The 22,214-nt window shown below is 71.1% G+C and carries 21 protein-coding genes and 1 pseudogene; 12 read left to right on the top strand and 10 right to left on the bottom strand.

The genetic code is table 11. The features are described 5' to 3' along the window. The first annotated feature begins 9 nt into the window (after nucleotides 1–9). Nucleotides 10–1,164: an LLM class flavin-dependent oxidoreductase gene (locus MKK75_RS11860; RefSeq protein WP_244042772.1), complete on the top strand. Its 1,155-nt coding sequence runs from the start codon at nucleotides 10–12 to the stop codon at nucleotides 1,162–1,164. 19 nt (nucleotides 1,165–1,183) lie between these two features. Beyond that, complete coding sequence (locus MKK75_RS11855) at nucleotides 1,184–2,458, top strand: YbfB/YjiJ family MFS transporter (protein WP_244042771.1); 1,275 nt, start codon at nucleotides 1,184–1,186, stop codon at nucleotides 2,456–2,458. Here MKK75_RS11855 and acdA read toward each other — a convergent pair. The 4 genes from acdA to MKK75_RS11835 are packed head-to-tail and all read right to left on the bottom strand — an operon-like array spanning nucleotide 2,391 to nucleotide 6,294. Beyond that, complete coding sequence (gene acdA / locus MKK75_RS11850; RefSeq protein WP_244042770.1) at nucleotides 2,391–3,599, bottom strand: 3-sulfinopropanoyl-CoA desulfinase; 1,209 nt, start codon at nucleotides 3,597–3,599, stop codon at nucleotides 2,391–2,393. The genes MKK75_RS11855 and acdA overlap by 68 nt on opposite strands. Continuing rightward, complete coding sequence (locus MKK75_RS11845) at nucleotides 3,596–4,201, bottom strand: peroxidase-related enzyme (RefSeq protein ID WP_244042817.1); 606 nt, start codon at nucleotides 4,199–4,201, stop codon at nucleotides 3,596–3,598. Before MKK75_RS11845 ends, acdA begins: the two co-directional genes overlap by 4 nt. Nucleotides 4,202–4,256: 55 nt before the next feature. After that, nucleotides 4,257–5,837, bottom strand: a complete 1,581-nt coding sequence (locus MKK75_RS11840) for a tripartite tricarboxylate transporter permease (RefSeq protein ID WP_244042769.1) — start codon at nucleotides 5,835–5,837, stop codon at nucleotides 4,257–4,259. A 1-nt stretch (nucleotide 5,838) separates the two neighbouring features. Continuing rightward, a complete protein-coding gene (locus tag MKK75_RS11835; protein ID WP_244042768.1) occupies nucleotides 5,839–6,294 on the bottom strand; it encodes a tripartite tricarboxylate transporter TctB family protein in 456 nt (151 codons plus the stop codon). 298 nt (nucleotides 6,295–6,592) lie between these two features. Here MKK75_RS11835 and MKK75_RS11830 point away from each other — a divergent pair, with 298 nt between their 5' ends. From MKK75_RS11830 to MKK75_RS11795, 8 genes are all read left to right on the top strand, one after another. Next, nucleotides 6,593–7,552 (top strand): D-2-hydroxyacid dehydrogenase, encoded by a 960-nt coding sequence (locus MKK75_RS11830; protein ID WP_244042767.1) that lies wholly within the window; start codon nucleotides 6,593–6,595, stop codon nucleotides 7,550–7,552. Nucleotides 7,553–7,609: 57 nt separating this feature from the next. After that, nucleotides 7,610–8,809 carry a mandelate racemase/muconate lactonizing enzyme family protein gene (locus MKK75_RS11825; RefSeq protein ID WP_244042766.1) on the top strand — a complete coding sequence of 400 codons (1,200 nt, stop codon included), beginning with the start codon at nucleotides 7,610–7,612 and terminating at the stop codon, nucleotides 8,807–8,809. Between the two features lie 59 nt (nucleotides 8,810–8,868). Beyond that, entirely contained in the window at nucleotides 8,869–9,831 is a 963-nt protein-coding gene (locus MKK75_RS11820; protein ID WP_244042765.1) for a Bug family tripartite tricarboxylate transporter substrate binding protein, read from the top strand. Between the two features lie 2 nt (nucleotides 9,832–9,833). Next, entirely contained in the window at nucleotides 9,834–11,384 is a 1,551-nt protein-coding gene (locus MKK75_RS11815; protein ID WP_244042764.1) for a class I adenylate-forming enzyme family protein, read from the top strand. Continuing rightward, nucleotides 11,381–12,121 carry an enoyl-CoA hydratase/isomerase family protein gene (locus MKK75_RS11810; protein WP_244042763.1) on the top strand — a complete coding sequence of 247 codons (741 nt, stop codon included), beginning with the start codon at nucleotides 11,381–11,383 and terminating at the stop codon, nucleotides 12,119–12,121. Before MKK75_RS11815 ends, MKK75_RS11810 begins: the two co-directional genes overlap by 4 nt. Nucleotides 12,122–12,187: 66 nt before the next feature. Beyond that, the gene (locus tag MKK75_RS11805) at nucleotides 12,188–12,766 is read left to right on the top strand and encodes a cysteine dioxygenase (protein WP_244042762.1); all 579 of its coding nucleotides are present in this window, start codon (nucleotides 12,188–12,190) and stop codon (nucleotides 12,764–12,766) included. Between the two features lie 26 nt (nucleotides 12,767–12,792). Further along, nucleotides 12,793–13,398 (top strand): glutathione S-transferase, encoded by a 606-nt coding sequence (locus MKK75_RS11800; protein WP_244042761.1) that lies wholly within the window; start codon nucleotides 12,793–12,795, stop codon nucleotides 13,396–13,398. A gap of 82 nt (nucleotides 13,399–13,480) precedes the next feature. Beyond that, entirely contained in the window at nucleotides 13,481–14,347 is an 867-nt protein-coding gene (locus MKK75_RS11795; protein WP_244042760.1) for an IclR family transcriptional regulator, read from the top strand. Between the two features lie 55 nt (nucleotides 14,348–14,402). On the opposite strand, the gene MKK75_RS11790 is transcribed toward MKK75_RS11795, so the two are convergent. The 6 genes from MKK75_RS11790 to MKK75_RS11765 are packed head-to-tail and all read right to left on the bottom strand — an operon-like array spanning nucleotide 14,403 to nucleotide 20,232. Further along, complete coding sequence (locus tag MKK75_RS11790) at nucleotides 14,403–15,878, bottom strand: class I adenylate-forming enzyme family protein (protein WP_244042759.1); 1,476 nt, start codon at nucleotides 15,876–15,878, stop codon at nucleotides 14,403–14,405. Between the two features lie 36 nt (nucleotides 15,879–15,914). Continuing rightward, a complete protein-coding gene (locus tag MKK75_RS11785; RefSeq protein WP_244042758.1) occupies nucleotides 15,915–16,670 on the bottom strand; it encodes a CoA transferase in 756 nt (251 codons plus the stop codon). Beyond that, a complete protein-coding gene (locus MKK75_RS11780; protein ID WP_244042757.1) occupies nucleotides 16,663–17,490 on the bottom strand; it encodes a CoA transferase subunit A in 828 nt (275 codons plus the stop codon). The genes MKK75_RS11785 and MKK75_RS11780 overlap by 8 nt, the downstream gene beginning before the upstream one ends. 25 nt (nucleotides 17,491–17,515) lie before the next feature. Continuing rightward, nucleotides 17,516–18,232, bottom strand: coding sequence for an enoyl-CoA hydratase/isomerase family protein (locus MKK75_RS11775; protein WP_244042756.1), 717 nt, complete (start codon nucleotides 18,230–18,232; stop codon nucleotides 17,516–17,518). An 11-nt stretch (nucleotides 18,233–18,243) separates the two neighbouring features. Further along, on the bottom strand, nucleotides 18,244–19,401 hold the full coding sequence (locus MKK75_RS11770; protein ID WP_244042755.1) for a CaiB/BaiF CoA transferase family protein: 1,158 nt from the start codon (nucleotides 19,399–19,401) through the stop codon (nucleotides 18,244–18,246). A 15-nt stretch (nucleotides 19,402–19,416) separates the two neighbouring features. Beyond that, nucleotides 19,417–20,232 (bottom strand): IclR family transcriptional regulator, encoded by an 816-nt coding sequence (locus tag MKK75_RS11765; protein WP_244042754.1) that lies wholly within the window; start codon nucleotides 20,230–20,232, stop codon nucleotides 19,417–19,419. A 279-nt stretch (nucleotides 20,233–20,511) separates the two neighbouring features. Between MKK75_RS11765 and MKK75_RS11760 the strand changes: the two genes are divergently transcribed. Both MKK75_RS11760 and MKK75_RS11755 read left to right on the top strand, forming a co-directional pair. Beyond that, nucleotides 20,512–21,816, top strand: a complete 1,305-nt coding sequence (locus MKK75_RS11760; protein WP_244042753.1) for an MFS transporter — start codon at nucleotides 20,512–20,514, stop codon at nucleotides 21,814–21,816. Between the two features lie 76 nt (nucleotides 21,817–21,892). Further along, nucleotides 21,893–22,214 (top strand): annotated as a pseudogene (locus tag MKK75_RS11755) (oxidase); the annotation flags it as partial.

Here is a 22,214-nt window from a genome sequence, read left to right as displayed (position 1 = left end):
GTGACGCGCATGCTCACGCAGAACCCCCTCGCGCCGCACGCCCACGACGCACCGGCCTCGCCGCTGGAGCGCCTCGCGCCGAACAAGCTCATCCTCGGGCTGTTCCTGCCGATGCAGGAGGGCGCCTGGAGCCCGTCGCGGGCCCCGCGCGCGACCTCCTGGACCTTCGACTACCTCGCCCAATGCACCCGGCAGGCCGAGGATCTCGGCTTCGACCTCGCCTTCGGGCTGGCCCAATGGATGAGCAAGGGCGGCTACGGCGGCGAGATGCGCTTCCGCGAGCACGAGCTCGATCCGATCATCGTCAACACCGCGCTGGCGGCGATGACGAAGCGGATCGTCCTCATCAACACGGTGCACATCCTCTACGCGTGGCACCCCCTGCATCTCGCCAAGTTCGGGGCCGCCCTCGACCACATCAGCGGCGGCCGCTGGGGCGTGAACGTCGTCACGGGCTACAAGCCGAGCGAGTACCGGATGTTCGGCCTCGACATGATCGAGCACGACCTGCGCTACGACATGGCCGACGAGTTCACGACGCTCCTCGAACGCCTCTGGGCCGAGGACGAGAACCTGACCTTCGCGGGGCGCTGGTGGAAGACCGAGAACGCCTTCCTGGCGCCGCGCCCGGGGACCCGCCGGCCCTTCCTGGTCAACGCGGCCTCGTCGGGCGCCGGGCTCGCCTATGCGGCCAAGCACTCGGACCTGATCTTCATCACGAGCCCCGGCGGCGCCGAGCCCGCCAAGGCCTACGAGACCCTGCCGCCGGTCAACGCCCGGATCAAGGACCTCGCCGCCTCCTACGGCCGGCAGGTCAAGACGATCATCAACCCCCACGTGATCTGCCGCCCGACCGAGAAGGAGGCGCAGGAGGCCTACCGGCGCATCCTGGAGCACGAGGACCCGGTCGCGGCCGACAACTTCGTCCAGACCTTCGCGGGCGGGGACACCAAGTCCTGGCGCGGGCACAGCCGCGCCCAGTGGGTGATCGGCGGGAACGTCCACCTCGTCGGCACGCCCGAGCAGATCGTCGAGGGCTTCGTGAAGCTGCAGGCGGCCGGCTGCGACGGCGTGCAGGTCAACTTCTTCGACTACCTGCCGGACCTCGCCTATTTCGGCGCGGCGGTCATCCCGATGATGAAGCAGGCCGGTCTGCGGGCATGAACCGCGGCGGTCGGTCTTGGTGAACGGATCCGCCGCGCCCCTCCCGGTCGCGGGGGAAGCCGGGGGCCGGCTGCCGTCGCCGGCCCTCGCCGCCGGCTTCCTGACGCTGGCCGTCGCGATCGGGATCGGCCGCTTCGTCTATACGCCGATCCTGCCCGCCATGGCGGACGGGCTCGGCCTCACCCGGGCCCAGACGGGCCTGATCGGGTCCGCCAACTTCGCGGGCTACCTCGCCGGCGCCCTCGCCGCGGCGCACCCGCTGCTGCTCCGGGGGCGCAGGCTCTGGCTCGGCGGCGCCCTGGCGACCTGCGTCGCCACGCTCATGGCCATGGGCGGATGCGCGACGCTCGCCGCATTCGTCACCCTGCGCTTCGTCGGCGGCGCGGCGAGCGCCCTCGGCTTCGTCCTCGCCACGACCCTGGTCATGGACCGGCTGACGCGGACCGGGCGCTCCGACGGCGCCGCGCTCCACTACGCGGGCGTCGGGAGCGGGATCGCGCTGTCGGCGGCGGTCGTGTCCGTCGCCCGGGAAGCCGGCTGCGACTGGCGTGCCCTCTGGGTGATCAGCGGGGTGCTGGCCCTGGGGCTCGCGGGACCGATCCTCTGGCTGATCCCGGGGGCCCCTCCGGCCGCGTCCCCGGCCCCGGCGGACGCCGCGGCCGCCCCGTCGATCACCCGGCTCGTGGTCGCCTACGGCCTGTTCGGCTTCGGCTACGTGATCACCGCCACCTTCGTGGTGGCGATCGTGCGGACCGCGCCGCACTTGGCGGCGGCCGAGGCCTATGTCTGGCTCTGCGTCGGTCTCGCCGCCGCGCCCTCCGTGGCGCTCTGGGGCCGGGTCGAGCGGCGCCTGGGCTTCCGGACCAGTTTCGCGCTCGCCTGCCTGGTCGAGGCCTCGGGGGTGCTGGTCAGCGTCCTGACGGCCCAGGTGCCGGGCCTCCTCTACGCGGCCCTCGCCCTCGGCGGGACGTTCGTCGCCCTCACCTGGCTCGGCATCGACGGCGCGCGGCGGCTGCGGGCGGGGAATCGTCAGCGCATCGTCGCGGTGATGATGGCGGCGTTCGGCACCGGTCAGGTCATCGGCCCGGTGGCGGCGGGCGTCCTGGCCGATCTGACCGGAAGCTTCACCGTCCCGTCGCTGGCCGCGGCGGCCGCGCTCCTGATCGCCGCGGCCCTGGTCCTGTCGCTGCCGGGCGCCGTCGCGGCGGACCGCGAGCCCGCGGCGCTCACTCCGCCGCGGCGGCGCTCTCCGGCGCGGTCCCGAGATAGCCGTCGCGGGTCTGGGGCGTCTTGATGCCCAGGATGGAGGCCGCCACCTGCGTGCGCAGGATCTGCGCCGTCCCGCCCGCGATCGTGAACATGCGGGCATCCCGGACATGGCGCTCGAGCGGGAGGTTGCGCGAGTAGCCCTGGGCGCCGTGGATCTGCAGGGCATTGGCGGTGACGGTCTGGGCCGTCTCCGAGGCCAGGATCTTCGCCTGGGCGGCGGCGCAGAGTTCGGGAAACCCGTCGACCGTGTCGGACGCCGCCGCGTGGATCAGCGCCCGCGACGCGCGCAGCCCGATCGACATGTCGGCGAGCATCCATTGCAGCCCCTGGAACTCCGCGATCGGCCGGCCGAACTGCCGGCGCGCGCGGGCATGGGCGAGGGCCGCCTCGTAGGCGCCCTGGGCGATGCCGAGGGCCACCGTGGCGGCCCCCACCCGCTGGGCGTTGTAGGCCCGCATCAGACCGGCGAAGCCCCGCCGGACGCCGCCCGGCGGCACCACGATCATGTCCGCGGCGATCTCCATGTCGTCGAACCGGATCTGCGTCTCCGGGATGCCGCGCAGGCCCATGGCGGGCTCGCGGGGGCCGACCACCAGACCCGGCGTCTCGCCGCGCACCGCCAGGAAGCCCGCGATGCCGCGCTCGACCCCGTCCTCCATGAGCTTGGCGAAGACCAGATGCAGCTTCGAGACGCCGCCGCCGGTGATCCAGTGCTTCGCCCCGTTGATGACGTAGGTATCGCCGCGCTTGACGGCGCGGGTGGTCATCTCCGAGGCCGCGCTCCCGGCCTCCGGCTCGGTGATGCAGATGGCGGGCTTGTCCCCCGCAAGGACCAGGGCGGCGGCCCGGCGCTTCTGCGTCTCCGAGCCGTACGCCATGATGGCGCCGATCGCGCCCATGTTGGCCTCGACCGTGATCCGGCCCATCGTGCCGCAGCACCGGGCCATCTCCTCGATGACCGTGACGGCGGCGCGGTAGGAATGCCCGCCGCCGCCGTACGCGGCCGGAATCGTCATGCCCATGAAGCCTGCCGCGACGAGCTTCTCGACGCTGGCCCACGGATAGGCCTCCGTCCGATCGACCTCCGCGGCGCGGGGACGGAACTCCCGTTCCGCCAGGTCGCGGGCGGCCTCCTTCAGCTCCGTCAGCGTCCGCCCGTCACTCATGGTGCCTCCCGAGCCCGGCCGAAGTCGCGCCCCATCCCGTAGAAGGCCGTGTTCGGGCGAAGGTCGGCCACGTTGGCGAGCCGGTTCGACAGGCCGAAGAAGGCCGCGATGGCGGCGATGTCCCAGATGTCGTCCGCGTCGAATCCGTGGGCGCGCAGGGCGGCCTTGTCCGGTTCGCCCACGGTGTGGGCCTGCTGCGAGACCGTCAGGGCGAAGTCGAGCATCGCCCGCTGACGGGCGGAGATGTCGGCCTTGCGGTAGTTCGTGGCGACCTGATCGGCGATGAACGCGTCCCGGGCGCGGATCCGCAGGATCGCCCCGTGCGCCACCACGCAGTACTGACACTGATTGGCCGCCGACGTCGCCACGACGATCATCTCGCGCTCGGCCTTGGTCAGCCCGCCGTCCTTGTCCATCAGGGTGTCGTGGTAGGCCATGAAGGCGCGGAACTCCGCGGGGCGATGCGCCAGCATCAGGAAGACGTTCGGGACGAACCCGAGCTTCTCCTCGGCGGCCGAGATCCGCGTCCGGATGTCCGGCGGCAGATCCTCCACCGCCAGGGCGGGCGGAGGCGCGCTCCGCCCGTCGTTTCCGTTCCCCATCGGGGCTGCCTGGGACATGCTGTCGGGTCTCCGTCTCGGGCTGCGCTGAGCCGCATCAGATCTGGGTCGGCGGAACGGCCTCGCACGCCGGGAGGACGGGGCTGCGCAGCACGCCGGGGGCATGGCCAGGGGGCAAGTGTCGGCGCAGGCGTCGGCGCAGGTACAGGACCACCTGCGCGGTCACCAGGAGGACGGCGAGACCGAGGAAGGTGGCGCTGATCGGGCTCTCGATGAAGACGTTCAGATCGCCCCGCGACAGCAGCATCGCCCGCCGGAAATTCTCCTCGAAGCGCGGCCCGAGCACGAAGCCCAGGAGGATCGGGGCCGGATGGAAGCCGAGCCGGAGCAGCCCGTAGCCGCCGATGCCGATCGCGAGCGTCTCGCAGACCAGGAAGAGATCGTTGCTGACGCCGTAGACGCCCATGCAGATGAAGAACAGCGCGCTCGGATAGAGGTAGCGATAGGGAATCGCGAGCATCTTCACCCAGATGCCGATCAGCGGCACGTTCATCACGATCAGGAGGATGTTGCCGATCCAGAAGCTGGCGATCAGCCCCCAGAAGATGTCCGGGTGCTCGGTGATCAGCTGCGGACCCGGCTGGATGCCCTGGACGATGAGCGCGCCGAGCAGCAGCGCCATCACCGAGTCGCCCGGGATGCCGAGGCTGAAGGTCGGGATGAAGTCGCCCTGCACGGAGGCGTGCGTGGCCGCCTCGGGTGCGGCCACGCCCCGGATCTCGCCCCGGCCGAAATCCGCCTTGTTGCGCGAGAGATTCTTCTCGCTGGCATAGGCGACGAACGACGCGATCGTGGGCCCGGTGCCGGGAATCAGCGCGCAGAGGCTGCCGATCAGCGTGCCGCGGATCATCGCGGGGGCCGCCCGCTTGAGCTCGGCCCGGCTCGGGCGCATGTCCCGCAGGCGCACCTGCGTGCCCCGCACGTTCAGGGTCGGCACGTTGTTCACGCTCTTCAGGAACTCGGCGATCCCGAACAGCCCGAGGGCCAGCGCCACGATCTCGATCCCGTCGGCGAGCTGCGGGATGCCGAGGGTGAGGCGCTGCTCGCCGGAATTCGGATCCGACCCGACGATCCCGAGGATCAGGCCGAGGACCGTCATCGCGACGCCCTTGAGGGGGGAACCCTTGGACAGGGTCGAGCCGGCGAGCAGCCCGAGCAGCATCAGGGCACAGATGTCCTCCGGGCCGAAATGCAGCGCGAAGCCGACCAGCACGGGGGCGAAGAAGATCATCTCGACGATGCCGAACGAGGCGCCGACGAACGACGACAGCATCGTGATGCCGAGCGCCGTCGCGCCCTTGCCCTGCTGGGTCATCGGGTAGCCGTCGAGACACGTCACCGCGTGCGGCGGATGGCAGGGCAGGTTCAGCAGGATCGAGCAGATCGCGCCGCCGTACTGGGCGCCGTAGTAGATGCCGGCGAGCATCAGGATCGCCGCGACCGGCTTCATCGCGAAGGTCAGCGGCAGCAGAACCGAGATCGCCGCGAGCACGCCCATGCCGGGCAGGACGCCGACGATGTTGCCGAACAGGACACCGACGAAGCACCACATCAGGTTCTGCGGCTCGAAGGCGACGCCGAAGCCGTGCCACAGGTCGTTGAGAGCGGTCGCCAGCATTTCACAGCCTCACGAGCGGGAGCGGCATGTTCAGCGCGTAGGAGAAGAGCAGCGCGGCCATCAGCGACAGCGTCGCCGCGAGGACCAGCGCGCCGGTGACAGACATCTTGCGGTCGCCGGCCGCGGCGACGAGCGCGGACAGGAACGTGGCCGGCAGCAAGCCCGCGTATTCGCTCAACAGAACGAAGGCGACGACGCTGAGAATGATCGCCGCGCATCCGCGCAGATCGAGCGGATGGGCGGCCTCGTGGTCCGTCTCCTCGGCGAGGAGGCCGGACAGACTCGTGAGCACCCCGAGGACGATCAGGAGGATCCCCAGCACCAAGGGGAAATATCCTGCCTGCATGTGCCCCAGGGTGCCGATCGCGTGCCCCCGGGCATCGACGACGACGCCGGCCCCGATCAGGGCGAGCAGGCCGCCGGCCAGCAAGTCTCGCCGCGCAGTCACGCCGTTCATGATTCCTCCTCGCCCGCGACCCTCATGGGTCGTCTCGCTGACGCGACGGCCGATCCGGATCCGGTGATAAGCCGTTCCGTTCAGACATCTTTTCCGACGCGACGCCTGGGTCGCCGCGGCCGTGGCGGCCCTTTCGGCGCCGGATCGGCTGGCGCTTCGACGTGTCCCGTGAAATCCGTTTCGTTCCATTATGTAGAACGAAATTTCAATTATTAGGATAGACAGCATCGAAATTGGGTGTCAAGAAGCTGGCGACCGCTGCGGAACAAAAATGCAGCCATGCCTGAGCGGGAGCGTCATGCGCGATCGGCTTACAGTGCTGTTCGGACATCCGGCCTACCAGCTCGGGGACGTCTTCCGCGCGCGCTGCCCGGATCATGCCTGCCTGGAGGTCCGCACGCTGCCGGAGGTGGAGGCGCGCATCGCCGAGGCCGACGTCCTGGTCGTCTCGCGCTTCTGGCGGGATGCGTGGGTCGATCGCGCCGAGAGACTCCGCTTCATCCAGGCGATCAGCGCCGGGACCGAGGTGTTCGACCGCGCCCGGCTCCGCGAGCGGGGCATACGGCTGGCGAGCGCCCAGGGCGGCAATGCCGGCGCGGTCGCCGAACACGCCCTCGCCATGATCCTCTCGCTGACGCGTCACCTGCACACGGCCCGCGATCATCAGGCGTCCCGGCGCTGGCGCGGCCTGATCGCGGATCCTGAGCGGCGCGAGATGGAACTCGCCGGGAAGACCATGGTCGTCGTCGGTCTCGGCGGCATCGGATCCCGGATCGCCGCGCTGGCGGCCGCGTTCGGCATGCGCGTCGTCGGCGTCCGCCGCAGCGCCGCCGACGCGGCGCCCCCGTTCGAGGCGGTGTTTCCCCCGGACCGGCTCGCGGAGGCGCTGGGCCGCGCCGACGTCGTCGTGCTGGCCTGCCCGCTCACGCCGGAGACCGAGGGGCTGATCGACGCGGCGGCCCTGGCGGCGATGCGGCCGTCGGCCTTCCTGATCAACGTCGCGCGCGGACGGGTCGTCGATGAGGCCGCCCTGATCCGGGCCCTGCGGGACGGCGCGCTCGCGGGGGCCGGGCTCGACTGCTTCGCGCAGGAGCCGCTGCCCGAGTCCTCACCCCTCTGGGGCTTCGAGAACGTCGTCATGACCAGCCACACGGCCGGCGAATCCCGCGCCTGCGAGGCGCGCGTCGTCGACATCCTCGTCGACAACCTGTCGCGGCTCGCGAGCGGCCGCGCGGACCTGCGCAATCAGATCGTCTGACGCCGCCCCGGGGTCGCGGCGAGCCGGCCCCGTCAACCGCTATCCAGGAGGACGCGCATGCACATCCGCGAGATCAAGACCTTCTGCTGCGATGCCGGCTGGCGCAACTACCGCTTCGTCAAGATCACGACCGAGGACGGGGTCGCCGGCTGGAGCGAGTTCGACGAGGGCTTCGGATCGCCCGGTGTGACCTCCGTGATCGAGCAGCTCGGCCGGCGCCTCGTCGGCCAGGATGTCCGCCATCACGAGCGGTTCTTCGCGGAGGCGTCCTGCCTGACGCGGCCCGCCCCGGGCGGCGTCGTCGGCGAGGGCATCGGGGCGATCGAGAACGCGCTGCTCGACGCCAAGGCCAAGACCCTCGGCATTCCCTGCCACGAACTGCTCGGGGGCAAGATCCGCGACCGGGTCAAGGTCTACTGGTCCCACGCGCCGACGTGGCGGATCAACCATCCGAGCTTCTTCCCGCCCGCGATCACGGATCTCGCCGGGGTGCAGGCCGTCGGCGCGGAGGTGCGGGAGCGGGGCTTCTCCGCCTGCAAGACCAACCTCTTCCTGCACGATGACGGGCCGCTGCGGGCGTGGCGACCGGGCTTCGCGGTCCCGTTCTACCCCGAACTCAACGTCGATCCCGCGCTCATCCGCAGCATCCGGACGCATCTGGAGGCCCTGCGCGCGGGCGCCGGGCCGGACGTGGAGCTCCTGATCGACCTGAACTTCAACGCCAAGCCGGAAGGTCTCCTGCGGATCGTGCGGGCCCTCGAGGACCTCGATCTGTTCTGGATCGAGATCGACAGCTTCAATCCCAAGGCGCTGGCCTATGTGCGGTCGCACAGTCGGAACCCGATCGCCTCCTGCGAGACGCTGATCGGCCTGCGCCAGTTCCTGCCGTTCTTCCAGGAGCAGGCGATGGACGTGGCGATCGTGGATGTCCCGTGGAACGGGGCCTGGCAGTCGATGAAGATCGCCGCCCTGGCGGAGGCGCACGACGTCAACGTCGCGCCGCACAATTTCTACGGCCACCTCAGCACGATGATGAACCTGCACTTCGCGGCCGCCGTCCCGAACCTGCGGATCATGGAGGTCGACGTCGACCGCCTCGCCTGGGACCGGGAGCTGTTCTCGCACGAGCCGGAATTCGAGGCCGGACATCTGGTGGTTCCGGACCGTCCGGGCTGGGGAACCGAGCCGATCGAGGAGGCGATCCTGGCGCATCCGCCCAAGGTCTCCGGCGGCCTTCTCCAGTACAAAAGGAGCTAGTTGCCGCGAGATAGAACCAAATCTTCGAAACAGAACAAAAACATTGCCTGGGAGGGAAGATGAAAAGGTTTGTTTCGGCGCTCGCGCTCTGCGCGGCGATCATCGCGGGGCCTGCGCAGGCGGAGGGCACCTATCCCGATCACACGGTGCGCATCGTCGTGCCCTTCCCGCCGGGGGGCATCACCGACGTGGCCGGGCGCCTGCTCGCCGACAAGCTCGGGCAGAAATTCAACCAGTCGTTCATCGTCGACAACCGCCCCGGCGCCGGCAGCATCATCGGCTCCGACATCGTGGCGAAGGCGCCCGGGGACGGCTACACCCTGCTGATGGGCTCGATCGCCAACGCGATCATCCCGGTGCTCTACAACAAGGTCCCGTACGACCTGCACAAGGACCTGACCCCGCTCTGCCAAGTGGTCAGCGTCCCGAACTTCCTCGTCGTCGGGGCGACCGCGCCGTACAAATCCGTCGCGGACCTGATCAAGGCCGCCAAGGCCAGTCCCGGCACGCTCACCTTCGCGTCGACCGGGGTCGGAGCCAGCCCGCACCTCACCGGGGAGATGTTCAAGGCGATGGCGGGGATCGATGTCGTCCACGTGCCCTACAAGGGCAGCGGCCCCGCGCAGCTCGACCTGATGGCGAACCGGATCGCCTACATGTTCGACAACGGGGCGCTGGGTCAGGTGAAGGGCGGCAAGCTCCGGGCGCTGGCCATCAGCTCGGGCACGCGCTCTGCGGTGACGCCCGACATCCCGACCGTGGCCGAGGCCGCGATCCCCGGCTTCGACATCACCTCCTGGTACGGGCTCTGGGCGCCCAAGGCCACGCCGGAGCCGGTGGTCGCGCAGCTCCGCACCGCGATCGCGGCGGCGTTCGCCGATCCCGGCGTGCAGGAGAAGCTCGCCGGCCTCGGCGCCGAGACCAAGGTCCGGTGCGGGCCCGACTATGCCGCCTTCATCGATTCCGAGACCGCGAAGTGGGGCGCGCTGATCAAGACGATCGGCCTGAAGCTGGAGTATTGACCATGAGCGCAGCGCAGATCTGCGACGACGTTCAGATCGATCCCGGCGCGGGGCCGGTGCGGTTCGTGGACCTGATCCGTGCCGCCGCGGCCCGGACGCCGGACGCCCTCGCGGTGGCGGACGGGACGCGCACGCTGACCTACGCGGCCCTCGTCCAGGCGGTCGAGCGCCTCGCGCGCCAGCTCGGCGCGCGCGGCGTCGCGCCGGGCGACCGGGTGATGGTCGTGGGCGAGAACGGCGTTGCGCTGGCCGCGCTCCTGCTTGCCGTCAATCGGGCCGGCGCCCGGCTCGTGCTCGAGAACGCCCGGCGGGTGGGACCGGAGGTCGCCGGCATCGTCGCGCATTGCCGGCCGCGCGCCGTGATCTTCGTCACCGAGGGCTCCGAGGACGCGGCCCGCCACGCGGCCGGGTTCGCCGCGGAGCCCGGGGCGGATCCGGCGGTCGGCAGCTTCGCCTTCGTCTCTCGCCCCGAGTCTCGCCCCGAGCCGGACGGGCGGGGCGAGGAAGGCGGCGTGATGATCTACACGACCGGCACGACCGGCACGCCCAAGGGCGTGATCCTGAAGGACGAGAGCCTCGTCTTCATCGCCACGATGATGGAGCGGCTGCGCCGCATCGGCCCGGCCGACCGGGTCTACGGCATCCTGCCGATCACCCACATCATGGGGCTGGCCTCGGTCTTCCTCGGGACCCTGCGCAACGGCGGGGCGCTTCACCTGCGGGCCCGGTTCGCGGCGGACGAGTGCCTCGACGCGATCGACGCCCTGCAGATCACCGCGCTCCAGGGCGCGACGGCGATGTTCGCCAAGCTCGCCAGCCGCGGGCGGGCCCGCGGCTGGCGGGCTCCGGCCAGCCTGCGCTTCACGGCCGCCGGGGGCTGCCCGATCGACCTCACGGTCAAGCGCAAGGTGGAGGATCTCTTCGGCACCACCCTCCACAACGGCTACGGGCTGACCGAGGCCGCCGCGATCTGCTGGACCCGCTTCGAGGACGGCACGCCCGACGATTCGGTCGGGCCGCCCCTGCCGGGGGTGGAGGTGCGGGTCGCCGCCGTGGATGGCGGCGCGGTGGAGGCGGGCGGCACCGGCGAGCTGTGGGTGCGCGGGCCCAACGTCACCACCGGCTACTTCCGGGATCCCGACCTCACCGCCCGGTGCCTGACGGAGGACGGATGGTTCAACACCCAGGACCTCGCGCGCATCGGGCCGGACGGCCGGGTGTTCATCGTCGGCCGGACCAAGGACGTGATCATCCGGTCGGGGTTCAACGTCTACCCGCTTGAGGTCGAGACGGCGCTGAACCGCCACCCCGCGGTCGCGCAATCCGCGGTGATCGGCCGTGCGGTCGAGGGCAACGAGGAGATCGTCGCCTTCCTCGAACTGAGCGGCCCGGGCTCGGCGGTCCCCGACGATCTCGGCGACCACCTGCGCGCGGCGCTGTCGCCCTACAAGCACCCGACCGCCCTCATCGTCCTTCCCGCGCTGCCGCTGGCGGCGAACGGGAAGGTCCTCAAGGCACAGTTGCAGACTCTGGCCAGGGACAGGCTTCCATGAGCGACCTTCTCTACGATTCCGCCGACGGCATCGCCACCATCACCCTGAACCGGCCGGACAAGCTCAACGCCATCAACCCGGGCATCGAGACGGCGCTCGCCGAGGCGTGGCGCCGGTTCAGCGCGGGCGACGACCGCGTCGCCATCCTGACCGGGGCGGGCGAGCGCGCCTTCTCGGTCGGCAAGGACACGACCTCCGACGCGTTCCCGAACTACCGGCGCTTCCTGCCCGGCCTCGACATCCCGGTGACCAAGCCGGTGATCGCGGCGGTCAACGGCTGGTGCATCGGCGGGGCGATGACCCTCGTGCAGATGTGCGACCTCTGCGTCGCCGGCTCCGGCACGCGCTTCATGTACCCCGAGCCGAAGCTCGGCTTCGCGGGCGGGCTGATCGCGGGCCTCGCCGGGCGGATCCCCCACAAGGTCGCCATGGAGATCATGCTGCTCGGCGAGGAGTTCTCCGTCGAGCGCGCCTATCAGGTCGGCCTCGTGAACAGGATCGTCCCGCCCGGAGAGGTGATGGACGCCGCCAGGGCCTACGCGCGGCGGCTCGCCGACAACGCGCCCCTCGTCCTCGCCATGCTCAAGGAGCTGTCGGCCGAGACGGTGCCGCGCTCGCCGATCGAGCGCGTCAGCCACGCGATGCGCTCGGTCGAGGCCGTGGCGGCGAGCCAGGACTTCCGCGAGGGCTTCGCCGCCGCCCGGGAGAAGCGGACGCCGACCTATACCGGTTCGTGAGCCTTCGACCGTCGACCATCCCGGCCCCGTGGCCGGCCTAACCCGCACGAGCGACAGGAGATTTCGATGAGCATCCGACGCCTCAGGGATTGCGTTCAGGACCTTACCCGCCTGGCCGACCGGTCGATCGCGGATCCCGAGGCCATGATCGCGGGCGGGCAGGACATCCTCGGGCGATTGATCGCCCAGGATGACTGGCTGCCCGACTTCGCGACCGTTCCGCACGCGCAGTTCTACCGTCAGTACCTGCTGCACTGCGATCCGCTCGAGCGGTTCTCCATCGTCAGCTTCGTCTGGGGACCGGGACAGAAGACCCCGATCCACGACCACACGGTCTGGGGCCTCGTCGGCATGCTCCGGGGCGAGGAGCGCTCCCGGCGCTTCGAGCGGACCGGGGACGCGCTGACGGAGGCCGGGACCGAGATGCTCCATCCGGGCCAGATCGACGTCGTCTCGCCGACGCACGGCGACATCCACCAGGTGGCCAACGCCTTCGCGGATCGCGCCTCGATCAGCATCCACGTCTATGGAGCGAACATCGGCCGCGTCCATCGCAACGTCTACGATGCGGATACGGGGACAAGTAAGCCGTTCGTCTCCGGATACAACAGCGACGTCGTGCCCAATATCTGGTCGATGCAGTGATCGTACTGGCAAACAAGGTCTCTCACATGAAGCTCTTCTACTCTCCGTCGTCGCCCTTCGTGCGGAAGGTGATGATCGCGGCCCATGAACTCGGGCTGGTCGACCGGCTGGAGCGGCAGCCCGCCGCGGCGCATCCGGTCAAGCGCGACGCCGCGATCCGCGCCGAGAACCCCCTCGGACAGGTGCCGACGCTGATCACCGACGACGGCCTCGCCCTGTTCGACAGCCGCGTGATCTGCGAATACCTCGACGCCCAGGGCGGCGGCGCCCTGTTCGGAACCGGCGCCACGCGCTGGCGCAATCTGGCCGGGGCGGCCATGGGCGACGGGCTGCTCAACGCGGCGCTCCTGGCGCGCTACGAGGGGGCCGTGCGGCCCGAGGCCCTGCGCTGGAGCGACTGGACCGACGGGCAGATGAGCAAGGTCACCGACGTCCTCGCGGTGCTCGACAGGACCGCGCCCGAATTCGGCGACCGGGTCGACATCGCCACGATCACGCTCGCCTGCGCGCTGGGCTACCTGGATTTCCGCTATCCGTCGCGCGACTGGCGCGGCGACCATCCGGCCGCGGCCGCGTGGTATGCGGCCTTCGCGGAACGCCCGTCCCTGGTGGCGACGCAGCCGCGCGATTGACAGGTTCCTGCCCGTCGAGACCCGGTCTTGACGGGCCTCACGCCGGCACAAGGTGAGTGCCGGGAAGGCGAACGGCGGTACGGTGGACACCACACTCCTCAAGGGACTGACGGTTCTCGAACATCTCGCGCAGAGCGAAGCGCCGCGGGGCCTGACGGATCTCGCGCGCGCGCTCGGCCTGACGAAGAGCAACGTCCACCGCACGCTCCAGACGCTTGCGGCGGCGGGCTACGTCCGCGCCGAGCCCGGCGGCTACGCCTGCACCCTGAAGCTGTTCGAACTCGCGAGCCCCGTGGTCGCGCGGATCGACGTCCGGCAGGTCGCCGACCCGTTCATGCATGCCCTCGCGGCGGTGACCCAGGAGACCATCCACCTCTCGCTGCTGGACCGGACCGAGGTCATCTACCTGCACAAGGTCGAGAGTCCGCACCCGGTCCGGGCCTATTCGTCGATCGGCGGCCGCGCGCCGGCCCATTGCGTCGCCTCCGGCAAGGCCCTGCTCGCCTACCAGGAGGACGAGGCCCTGCGGCATTTCCACGACCCGCTGCCGACCTTCACGCCGCGCTCGATCGGCTCCCTGGAACGGCTGCGCGGCGAACTGGAGCAGGTCCGGGCCCGGGGCTTCGCGATCAACCGCGGCGAGTGGCGGGACTCGGTCTGCGGGCTCGGCGCCATCGTGCAGGACAGGATGGGCAAGCCGGTGGCCGCGATCAGCATCTCGGGTCCCGCCGACCGCCTGAAGCTCGCCGTGCTGCGCCGTTTCAGCGCCGTCGTGGTGGACACCGCCCGGGACCTCTCGCGCGCGCTCGGCCACAACCCGGCCCTGCGCATGCCGGCCCTGCCGGGGCGACCGGGCTCCGGCCGCCGGACCGCCGCGACGCTCAAACCCTGTCAGGCGTCCGCCGTACCGCCGCCGGGTCCGGGCCGGTCGCGGACGGCCGGATCCTGAGCGCGGCGGACCTCCGGGACGCGGCGCGGTCGGAGATCGGCGGACGGCCCGCGCGTCACGGGGCGGCCAGCAGGCCGCGCAGCGCCTTGCGGTCGGTCTTGCCGACCCCGTTGACCGGCAGGACGTCGAGGCGGCGGATTTGCGCGGGCACGTAGATCCGCGCGAGCGAGCCCCGCACGAAATCCTTCAACGCCCCCTCGTCGAGGCCCGTGCCCTCGCGCAGCACCACGAAGGCCACCGGCACCTCGCCGAGATCCGCGTCGGGGGCGCCGACCACGCAGCAATCGCGGATCGCCGGATGGGCGGCGAGCTGCCGCTCGATCAGCGCGGGCGAGATGTTCTCGCCGCCGCGGATGATCACGTCCTTGATCCGGCCGGTGATGGACAGGAACCCGTCGGCGTCGAAGCGGCCGAGATCGCCCGTGCGCAGCCAGCCGTCCACGATCGGCTGATCCGCGCTGCCGAGATAGCCCGCCATCAGGGCGGGGCCGGCGATGCGGATCTCCCCCTCCCGGCCGGATTCGACCGGGCGATCCGTGACGGGATCGAACAGGTCCACATTCTGGCCTTCCAGCACGGTGCCGATCGTGCCGATCCGGCGCCGATCCGGCGGGTTCATGGTCGAGGTGCAGGTGGCCTCCGACAGGCCGTAGGAGACGAGGAGCGGCACGCCGAAGGCGTCCTCGATCTGCTGGTGCAGGGTCGGGGTGATCGGTGCCGAGCCGCAGCGCAGGAAGCGCAGGCCCGGGAAGCGCTCGCCCGGGCGCAGCAGGGGCAGCATCCGCGCGTAGATCGTCGGCACGCCGGTCATGTAGGTGATGCCGCCGGACCGCAGCGCGCCGAGGGCGGCCTCGGCCTGGAAGCGCTCCATCAGCACGATCCCGGCCCCGGCCAGGAGGGGCACGATCAACTGGTTGTTGACGCCGTTCGTGTGGTGCAGCGGCATGACGTGGAGGAGCCGGTCCGCGGGCCCCGTGCCGGTGTGGCGGAGCACGCCGACGGCGTTGCAGATGAGCCCCGCGTGGCGCAGCAGCACGCCCTTCGGCCGGCCGGTGCTCCCCGAGGTGAACAGCAGCATGGCCTCGTCCCGCGGGCCGATCTCGGCCACGAACGCCGCGCCGCCGCCGAGGCTGTCCAGCGTCCGGACGTCCAGGCCGGCAAAGGCGGGCGCGGCGGCGTGCGCCGCGTCGGCCTCGGCCACGATCAGGTGCCGCATGCCGACGAGCGCGGCCTGCTCGGCCACCACCTCCGGCGCGAGCCCGGGTTCGAGGAAGCAGACGCAGGCGCCGGCCTGCAGGGCGCCGAAATAGGCCGCGATCGCCGCCGCGCCCTTGGGCGCGATCAGCCCGACCCGGTCGCCCCGGGCGACGCCCCAGTCCCGGACCGCGCCCGCGGCGGCGTCGATGCGCGCGCCGAGCGCGGCGTACGACACGGGCTCCGGGCCCACGAGGGCCGTGCGGCCCGCCTCGGCGTGACCCGCGATGGCGGCGCGCAGCCGCGCGCTGATCGAGTCCGACCTGGCAGCCATCATGGCGGCGATCTCCTGTCCCGTTGGTTGGCCCCGCCTTCAGCGCAGGCGGATGCCCGCATCGGCCTCGAACCGGCCCTCCGGGTCGAGGGCCGCCAGCGCCGCCCGCTCCTCCGGGGTCGGCGGCGGCGTCGGCGCGGCGCCGTCCGCCGCGAAGGCGAAGCCGGTGCGGTCGCGGACCTCGTCGAGGCTCGCCTCCGGATGCCAGGAGGCCAGCACGAGCCGGCCCTCGCGCTTGGTGAAGACGGCGATCGGCGTGACCACGCCGTGCATGCCGCCGGCCGCGGTGACGAAGTCGAGGGTCTCGACCAGGGTGCGCCGGGAATGCTCGGTCCGCCACGTCACCGCCCGGCGGGCGGTGGGCAGCATCACGGCGCCCCCGCCCCCGCCCGGCAGCCGCACCCGCGGGGCGTGCCAGTCGCCGATGCAGGAGACGTTGGTGCGGCCCAGCCCATCGACCTGGGCGGCGCCGAGGAAGCACAGGTCCATCAGGCCGCGCGTGCAGAGGTCGTAGAAATCCTCGTTGGCGAAGATCGCCCGGGAGCCCTCGGCGAGCACCGGGTCGGAGGAGGAGATCGGCACCGCCGACGGGTTCGGATCGACCCCGCCGGCGACGTTGATGTAGGTGAAGGCGAACGGGTAAGCCCGCTTGGCGAGCAGGCAGGCCAGCATCGGCAGGGCCGAGTTCACGCCGCTGAAGGTGATCTCGTTCGGCCGCACGAACCGGGCGAGGTTGGTGACGATGTAGGAGAAGCCCGACCAATCCCCGCGCGCACCGGATACAGCCTCAGACATGGGCCGCCTCCCGCGCCTCGGGGCCGGCGGCGAGGTGGGCGTCGAGCACGCCCGGATCGTCGGCCATGTAGGCCTCCACGGCCGGGTAATCGATCGCGTAATCGGGCCAGAGCGACCCGGGCCACGCCCCGTTCGGCACGATGCTCACCGCCTCGACGAGGAAGTGGGGCACCAGCGTCAGTTCCGGCTGGTCGCGGAAGGAGGCGTCCGGCGCGACACGCTCGGCCACCACGAGCACGCGCTTGGCCGAGCGGCTCATGATCCGGTCCCAATGCGAGGTCCCGTAGACGCGCACGTCCCCCGACTCGCTGACCTCGTTGGCCTGGATCACCGCGAAGTCCGGCTGGATGCGCGGGATGGCGTAGACCGCCTCGCCGCTGCCGTAGGGGTCCTCGATCGTCTTCCAGCCGTTGAGGGCCGGGAGATCGGAGCCGTGGATCCCGCCGCAGGGCATGAACGGCACGCCGAAGGCGGCCGCCCGCAGGCCGGCCGTCAGGCTGGCGCAGGCATGCTCCTCCAGGCGGACGTGCCCGGACTCGATCGCCCGGCGATACCAGGGCGCGAGGCCGAAATTGCCCTCCATGGCGACGATCCCGGCCTTGGCCCGGGACAGGGCGCCGGCGCGGCACAGGATGTCGATGTCGTAGCCGGGCGACTGCTTCACGACTTCGAGGTCGCGGCGCCCCTGGCGGATCAGTTCGCGCACGAACGCGAAGGGGCCGCGGTGCAGGAAGCTGCCGCCGAGCGCCAGGGAGCTGCCGTCCGGCACCCGGGCGGCGAGGTCCGCGAGGGGGATGATCTTCTGGGTTCCGGCGCTCACGGGGCGTCCTCCGGTCGGAAACGTGTCAGGCCGCGCGGTAGGCGCGGATGCGGTCCTTCAGCCCCGGGCGCGCGGCCGAGGCGACGAGGTCGGCGAGGTCGTCCGCGCGGGTGTCGCGGACGGTGGCGCGGTTGAGGGCGGCCCCGGCCCAGGGGGACAGGCGCGTGGCCGCCTCCGACGCGGCCGCGACGGTGTCGGGCCAGGACTCGGTCGCCGCGACGGCGGTGAGGAAGCCGTCGGCCAGGGCCTCCGGGGCATCGAACACCCGGCCCGCCTGCAGGACCAGCCGGGCCTTGGAGCCGCCGACCCGCTCGGCGTAGCGCCGGGTTCCGAGCACCAGCCCGAAGGACAGGCCGGGCATGCGGAAGGTGGCGGCCGGGTCGCCGACCCGCCGGCCGCAGGCGCAGACCACGTCGACCCCGGCGCCGAAGTTGCGCCCGTGCGCCAGCGCCAGCGTGTCGAAGGGCGCGTGGGCCAGCGCCTGGAGGAGCTGCTCGATCCGCACGAAGCGGAGCAGCAGATCGCCCTCCGACTGGTCCGCGCAGCCGCCGAAATCGAACCCGGCGCTGAAGTTGCGGCCCGCGCCCTTGAGCACGAGGAGCCGGGTCCCGTCTCCGGCCGCCGCCGCCACGGCGTCGAGGAGCGCGTCGACCAGGGCGGCCGACAGGGCGTTCATCTTCTCGGGGCGGTTGAGCGTCAGGGTCAGCGTGTCGCCGCTGCGGTCCGTCAGGAGTTCGTCCATGGCGCGGCTCCCTAGGCGGTGCGCGCGCGGGCCGGCGCGGCCGCGCCGAACAGCTCGGCATTGTGCTGGCCCAGCGCCGGCGGCTCCCGGTAGATCGGGAAGCCCTCGCCCGAGAACTTGAGCGGCGACACGAAGGTGCGGGTCTCGGCCCCGGAGGCGAGGGTCAGGGGCTGGACCCAGCCCATGTGCTCGACCTGCGGGTCGGCCAGGGCGTCGGCGTAGCCGTTGATCGGTGCGCAGGGCACGCCCGCGGCGCGGAACCGGGCGAGCAGGTCGGCGCAGGTGAGGTCGGCGAAGTCGCGCTCGAGGATCGCCAGGAGATCGCCCTGGTTCTGCGCCCGCAGGGCGGTCGAGGCGAAGCGCGGATCCTCGGCGAGGTCGTCGCGCCCGATCGCCGCGCAGGCGGCGCGGTAGAGCGCGTTGTTGCCCGCCGCCATGGCGAAGTACCCGTCCTGGGCGCGGAAGGCCTGGTAGGGCGCGTTGCGCGGGTGGGCCGAGCCCAGGCGCTTCGGATCGCGGCCGCTGCCGAAATATTCGCTGGTCTGGAGCGCGCCCATCGCCAGCGAGGCCCCGAACATCGAGGCGTCGATGTGCGCGCCGGTCCCGCCCGCCCGCACCTGGAGCAGAGCCGCCGCGATCGCGTAGGCCGCGTAGAGGCCGGTGCCGAAATCCGAGATCGGCACGCCGCACTTCACCGGCGGCGCGCCGGGCTCGCCCGTGACGCTCATGACGCCGCTCATCGCCTGGAGCGTCAGGTCGAACCCGGCCTCGGCCGAGCGCGGCCCCTCCTGGCCGAAGGCCGAGATCGAGCAGTAGACGAGGCCGGGCCGCCCGGCGCCGACGCTCGCGTAGTCGAGGCCGAGCCGCTTCATCACGCCCGGCCGGTTGTTCTCCAGCACCACGTCGGCGGAGCCGATCAGATCCAGGGCGCGTGCCTTGTCGGCCGGATCCTTCAGGTCCAGCGTCACGGAGCGCTTGTTGCGGTTGAGCGAGGCGAAGTTCTCGCTGAATCCCTGATTGAGGGGCGGCCAAGCCCGCATCGAATCGCCGCCGTCCGGGTTCTCGACCTTGACGACGTCGGCCCCCATGTCGGCGAGCAGCATGGCGCAGAACGGCCCGGCCGCGACGCTGCAGAACTCGATCACGCGGATACCGGATAACGGGCGCACGGGCTTGCTCCTCGGTCAGTCAACCGTCACCGGCGCACGCGCGGGCACGGGGCCTCGGGCGTGTCGCGGCGCGGGATGGGATGAGACGGCGATGGGGTTGTAGCCGAGGGCGCGCGACAGGCCGCGCGCCGCATCGACGACCACGTCGCTGAAGCGGCGCAACGCCGTCGGATTCAGGCGATCGGCCGGACCGGAGATGCCGAGCGCGGCCGCGGGCCGGCCCATGGCATCGTGGACGATCGCGGCGAGGCCGCAGACGCCCTCGCGCCACTCCCCGCGATTGATCGCGAAGCCCTGGATCCGGACCTGCTCCAGCTCCCGCCGCAGCAGGTCCAGGGACGGGATCGTGCGCGGCGTGTGGATCGGGAGCGCCTCCGGCAGATGGGCCAGCGCCTCGTCCTGGTAGGCCAGAAGCGCCTTGCCGGAGGCCACGCAGTAGGCCGGGGCGCGGCCGCCGATCGACGAATAGGCGCGGACCGGCTGAGGGCTCTCGATCTTGTGCAGGTAGATGACGTCCGCCCTGTCGAGCAGGGCGAGGTGGATCGTCTCCTGCGTGTGCTCGGCCAGCGTCCGCATGTAGGGCTCGGCGACCTGCCGGACGTCGATCCGCGCCACCACGGGACTGGCGAGCTCGAACAGCTTGAGCGTGCAGGCGTAGGTTCCGCCGGGATGGGCGCGCACGTAGCCGGCGGCCACCAGCGTCTGGAGCGTGCGGTGGACGTTGCTCTTCGTCAGGCCGAGCGCGCGCGCCAGCTCGCTGACACCGCGGGGCGTCTCGCTGCCGGCCAAGTGCTCCAGGACCATCAATCCCTTGAGAAGCGTGCTGTCCATCGTTCTAATATCCGAAACAGCGTTCCATCAAGACCTATCGCTTTGCGCCGTCCTGCGTCAAGAGCGCGTCCGCCGACCTGCGCCGCCTCGGGTCGATCGTCGGCCACGCGCACCCGCGAAGATCGTCGGGTCCGCAGATTCGATGTTGACTATGGCCAGCCGCCTTCCTAGCCTATCGTCAAATGAGACGGTGTTCTAAATAATAGAATATCTGGCACCGTCTCGAACACGTGGTCGGCGTCTGCGGACAGCGACCGCTCTGCCGACGGGAGAGGAACCATGGACGCTTCGGCTCAACGCCCGCCCACCAAGGGGGACGTGTTCCGCGTCGTCAGCGGCAACTTCCTCGAGATGTTCGACTTCATGGTCTACGGCTTCTACGCCGCCGCGGTGGCGAAGGCCGTCTTCCCCAACGACAACGAGTACGTCTCGTTGATGCTGTCGCTGGCGACCTTCGGGATCGGTTTCCTGATGCGCCCGCTCGGCGCCATCGTGCTGGGCGCCTATATCGACCGGCACGGCCGGCGGGCCGGCCTGGTCATGAGCCTCGCCATCATGTCGGTGGGCGTCGTGCTGATCACGTTCACGCCGACCTACGCGTCGGTCGGCATCGCCGCCCCCATCCTCGTCCTGACCGGCCGCCTGCTGCAGGGGTTCTCGGCGGGGGCGGAATCGGGCGGCGTCTCGGTCTACCTGTCGGAGATCGCCACACCCGGGAACCGCGGCTTCTACGTGAGCTGGCAATCGGCCAGCCAGCAGGTCGCGGTGATCTTCGCCGCCATCATCGGCGTGACGCTGCGCGGCGTCCTCACGGAGGAGCAGATGCTCGCCTGGGGATGGCGCATCCCGTTCCTGATCGGCTGCCTGATCATCCCGGTCCTGTTCTGGATCCGGCGCTCGATGCACGAGAGCGAGGCGTTCGCCAAGCGCGCCCGGCATCGCCGCGCCACGCTCGGCGAGATCTACCGGTCGCTCCTGCAGAACTGGGCGATCGTGCTCAAGGCGGTCCTGCTCGTCACGCTGACGAGCGTCTTCTTCTACATGATCACGGCCTACACGCCGACCTATGCCCGTCAGGTGCTGGGTTTGAGCGCCCATGACAGCTTCGTGGTCACCATCTGCGTCGGCGTCGCGAACTTCATCTGGGTGCCCGTCATGGGGGCGGTGTCGGACCGGATCGGGCGTCTGCCGGTGCTGCTGACCTTCTCGGTGCTGATCGCCCTCACGGCCTATCCGGTGATGGCTTGGCTCGTGTCGGACCCGTCGTTCCTCCGGCTGCTGGCCGCCCTGATGTGGATGTCGTTCCTGTACGGCGGCTACCAGGGCGTGATGGTCGTCACGCTGACCGAGATCATGCCGGCCGAGGTGCGCGCCACCGGCTTCTCGCTGGCCTACAGCCTCGCGCAGGCCATCTTCGGCGGCTTCACGCCGGCGGTATGCACCTATCTGATCCACGCGACGGGGAACCGCGCCATGCCGGGTCTGTGGCTCGCCTGCGCGGCGCTTTTCTCGATCGTCGGCGCGCTGACCCTCTACCGCAACGTGCAGATCTCGCGGCGCGGGGCGGCTGTCACGCCGGCTTGAGCGCGGACCCGTACGCAAACGCCGGCAATGCCGGTATCAGATCCTGAACGGCACGCCACCGGGAGCGACGCGAACCATGATGGACAGGCGCACTCTTCTGACCGCGCTGGCCGCGGGGGCGGGCAGCCGGGTCCTGGCGCCGCTTCGCGCGTCGGCGGACGAGACCGCGATGCTGCCGTTTGGCAACGGGGCGCGTCGGCTGGTGGCCTATCCGGGCAAGCGCCCGCTCCTACAGATGACCGCGCGCCCGCCGCAGTTGGAGACGCCGTTTGGGGTGTTCGACGAGGGCGCGATCACGCCCAACGACGCGTTCTTCGTCCGCTACCACCTCGCCGACATCCCCACCGCGATCGACCCGCAGACGTTCCGGGTCGCGGTGACGGGCCATGTCGAGCGGC

This window comes from Methylobacterium sp. J-030, assembly GCF_022829545.1.
GTDB lineage: Bacteria > Pseudomonadota > Alphaproteobacteria > Rhizobiales > Beijerinckiaceae > Methylobacterium.
This window is presented reverse-complemented; position numbering and strand designations above follow the sequence as displayed.

Bases quoted from the DNA above. Each gene is read 5' to 3' on its own strand.
- MKK75_RS11860 (WP_244042772.1), top strand. From the start codon at position 10: ATGCTCACGCAGAACCCCCTCGCGCCGCACGCCCACGACGCACCGGCC.
- acdA (WP_244042770.1), bottom strand. From the start codon at position 3,599: ATGAGTGACGGGCGGACGCTGACGGAGCTGAAGGAGGCCGCCCGCGAC.
- MKK75_RS11845 (WP_244042817.1), bottom strand. From the start codon at position 4,201: ATGGGGAACGGAAACGACGGGCGGAGCGCGCCTCCGCCCGCCCTGGCG.
- MKK75_RS11840 (WP_244042769.1), bottom strand. From the start codon at position 5,837: ATGCTGGCGACCGCTCTCAACGACCTGTGGCACGGCTTCGGCGTCGCC.
- MKK75_RS11835 (WP_244042768.1), bottom strand. From the start codon at position 6,294: ATGAACGGCGTGACTGCGCGGCGAGACTTGCTGGCCGGCGGCCTGCTC.
- MKK75_RS11830 (WP_244042767.1), top strand. From the start codon at position 6,593: ATGCGCGATCGGCTTACAGTGCTGTTCGGACATCCGGCCTACCAGCTC.
- MKK75_RS11825 (WP_244042766.1), top strand. From the start codon at position 7,610: ATGCACATCCGCGAGATCAAGACCTTCTGCTGCGATGCCGGCTGGCGC.
- MKK75_RS11820 (WP_244042765.1), top strand. From the start codon at position 8,869: ATGAAAAGGTTTGTTTCGGCGCTCGCGCTCTGCGCGGCGATCATCGCG.
- MKK75_RS11815 (WP_244042764.1), top strand. From the start codon at position 9,834: ATGAGCGCAGCGCAGATCTGCGACGACGTTCAGATCGATCCCGGCGCG.
- MKK75_RS11810 (WP_244042763.1), top strand. From the start codon at position 11,381: ATGAGCGACCTTCTCTACGATTCCGCCGACGGCATCGCCACCATCACC.
- MKK75_RS11805 (WP_244042762.1), top strand. From the start codon at position 12,188: ATGAGCATCCGACGCCTCAGGGATTGCGTTCAGGACCTTACCCGCCTG.
- MKK75_RS11800 (WP_244042761.1), top strand. From the start codon at position 12,793: ATGAAGCTCTTCTACTCTCCGTCGTCGCCCTTCGTGCGGAAGGTGATG.
- MKK75_RS11790 (WP_244042759.1), bottom strand. From the start codon at position 15,878: ATGATGGCTGCCAGGTCGGACTCGATCAGCGCGCGGCTGCGCGCCGCC.
- MKK75_RS11785 (WP_244042758.1), bottom strand. From the start codon at position 16,670: ATGTCTGAGGCTGTATCCGGTGCGCGCGGGGATTGGTCGGGCTTCTCC.
- MKK75_RS11775 (WP_244042756.1), bottom strand. From the start codon at position 18,232: ATGGACGAACTCCTGACGGACCGCAGCGGCGACACGCTGACCCTGACG.
- MKK75_RS11765 (WP_244042754.1), bottom strand. From the start codon at position 20,232: ATGGACAGCACGCTTCTCAAGGGATTGATGGTCCTGGAGCACTTGGCC.
- MKK75_RS11760 (WP_244042753.1), top strand. From the start codon at position 20,512: ATGGACGCTTCGGCTCAACGCCCGCCCACCAAGGGGGACGTGTTCCGC.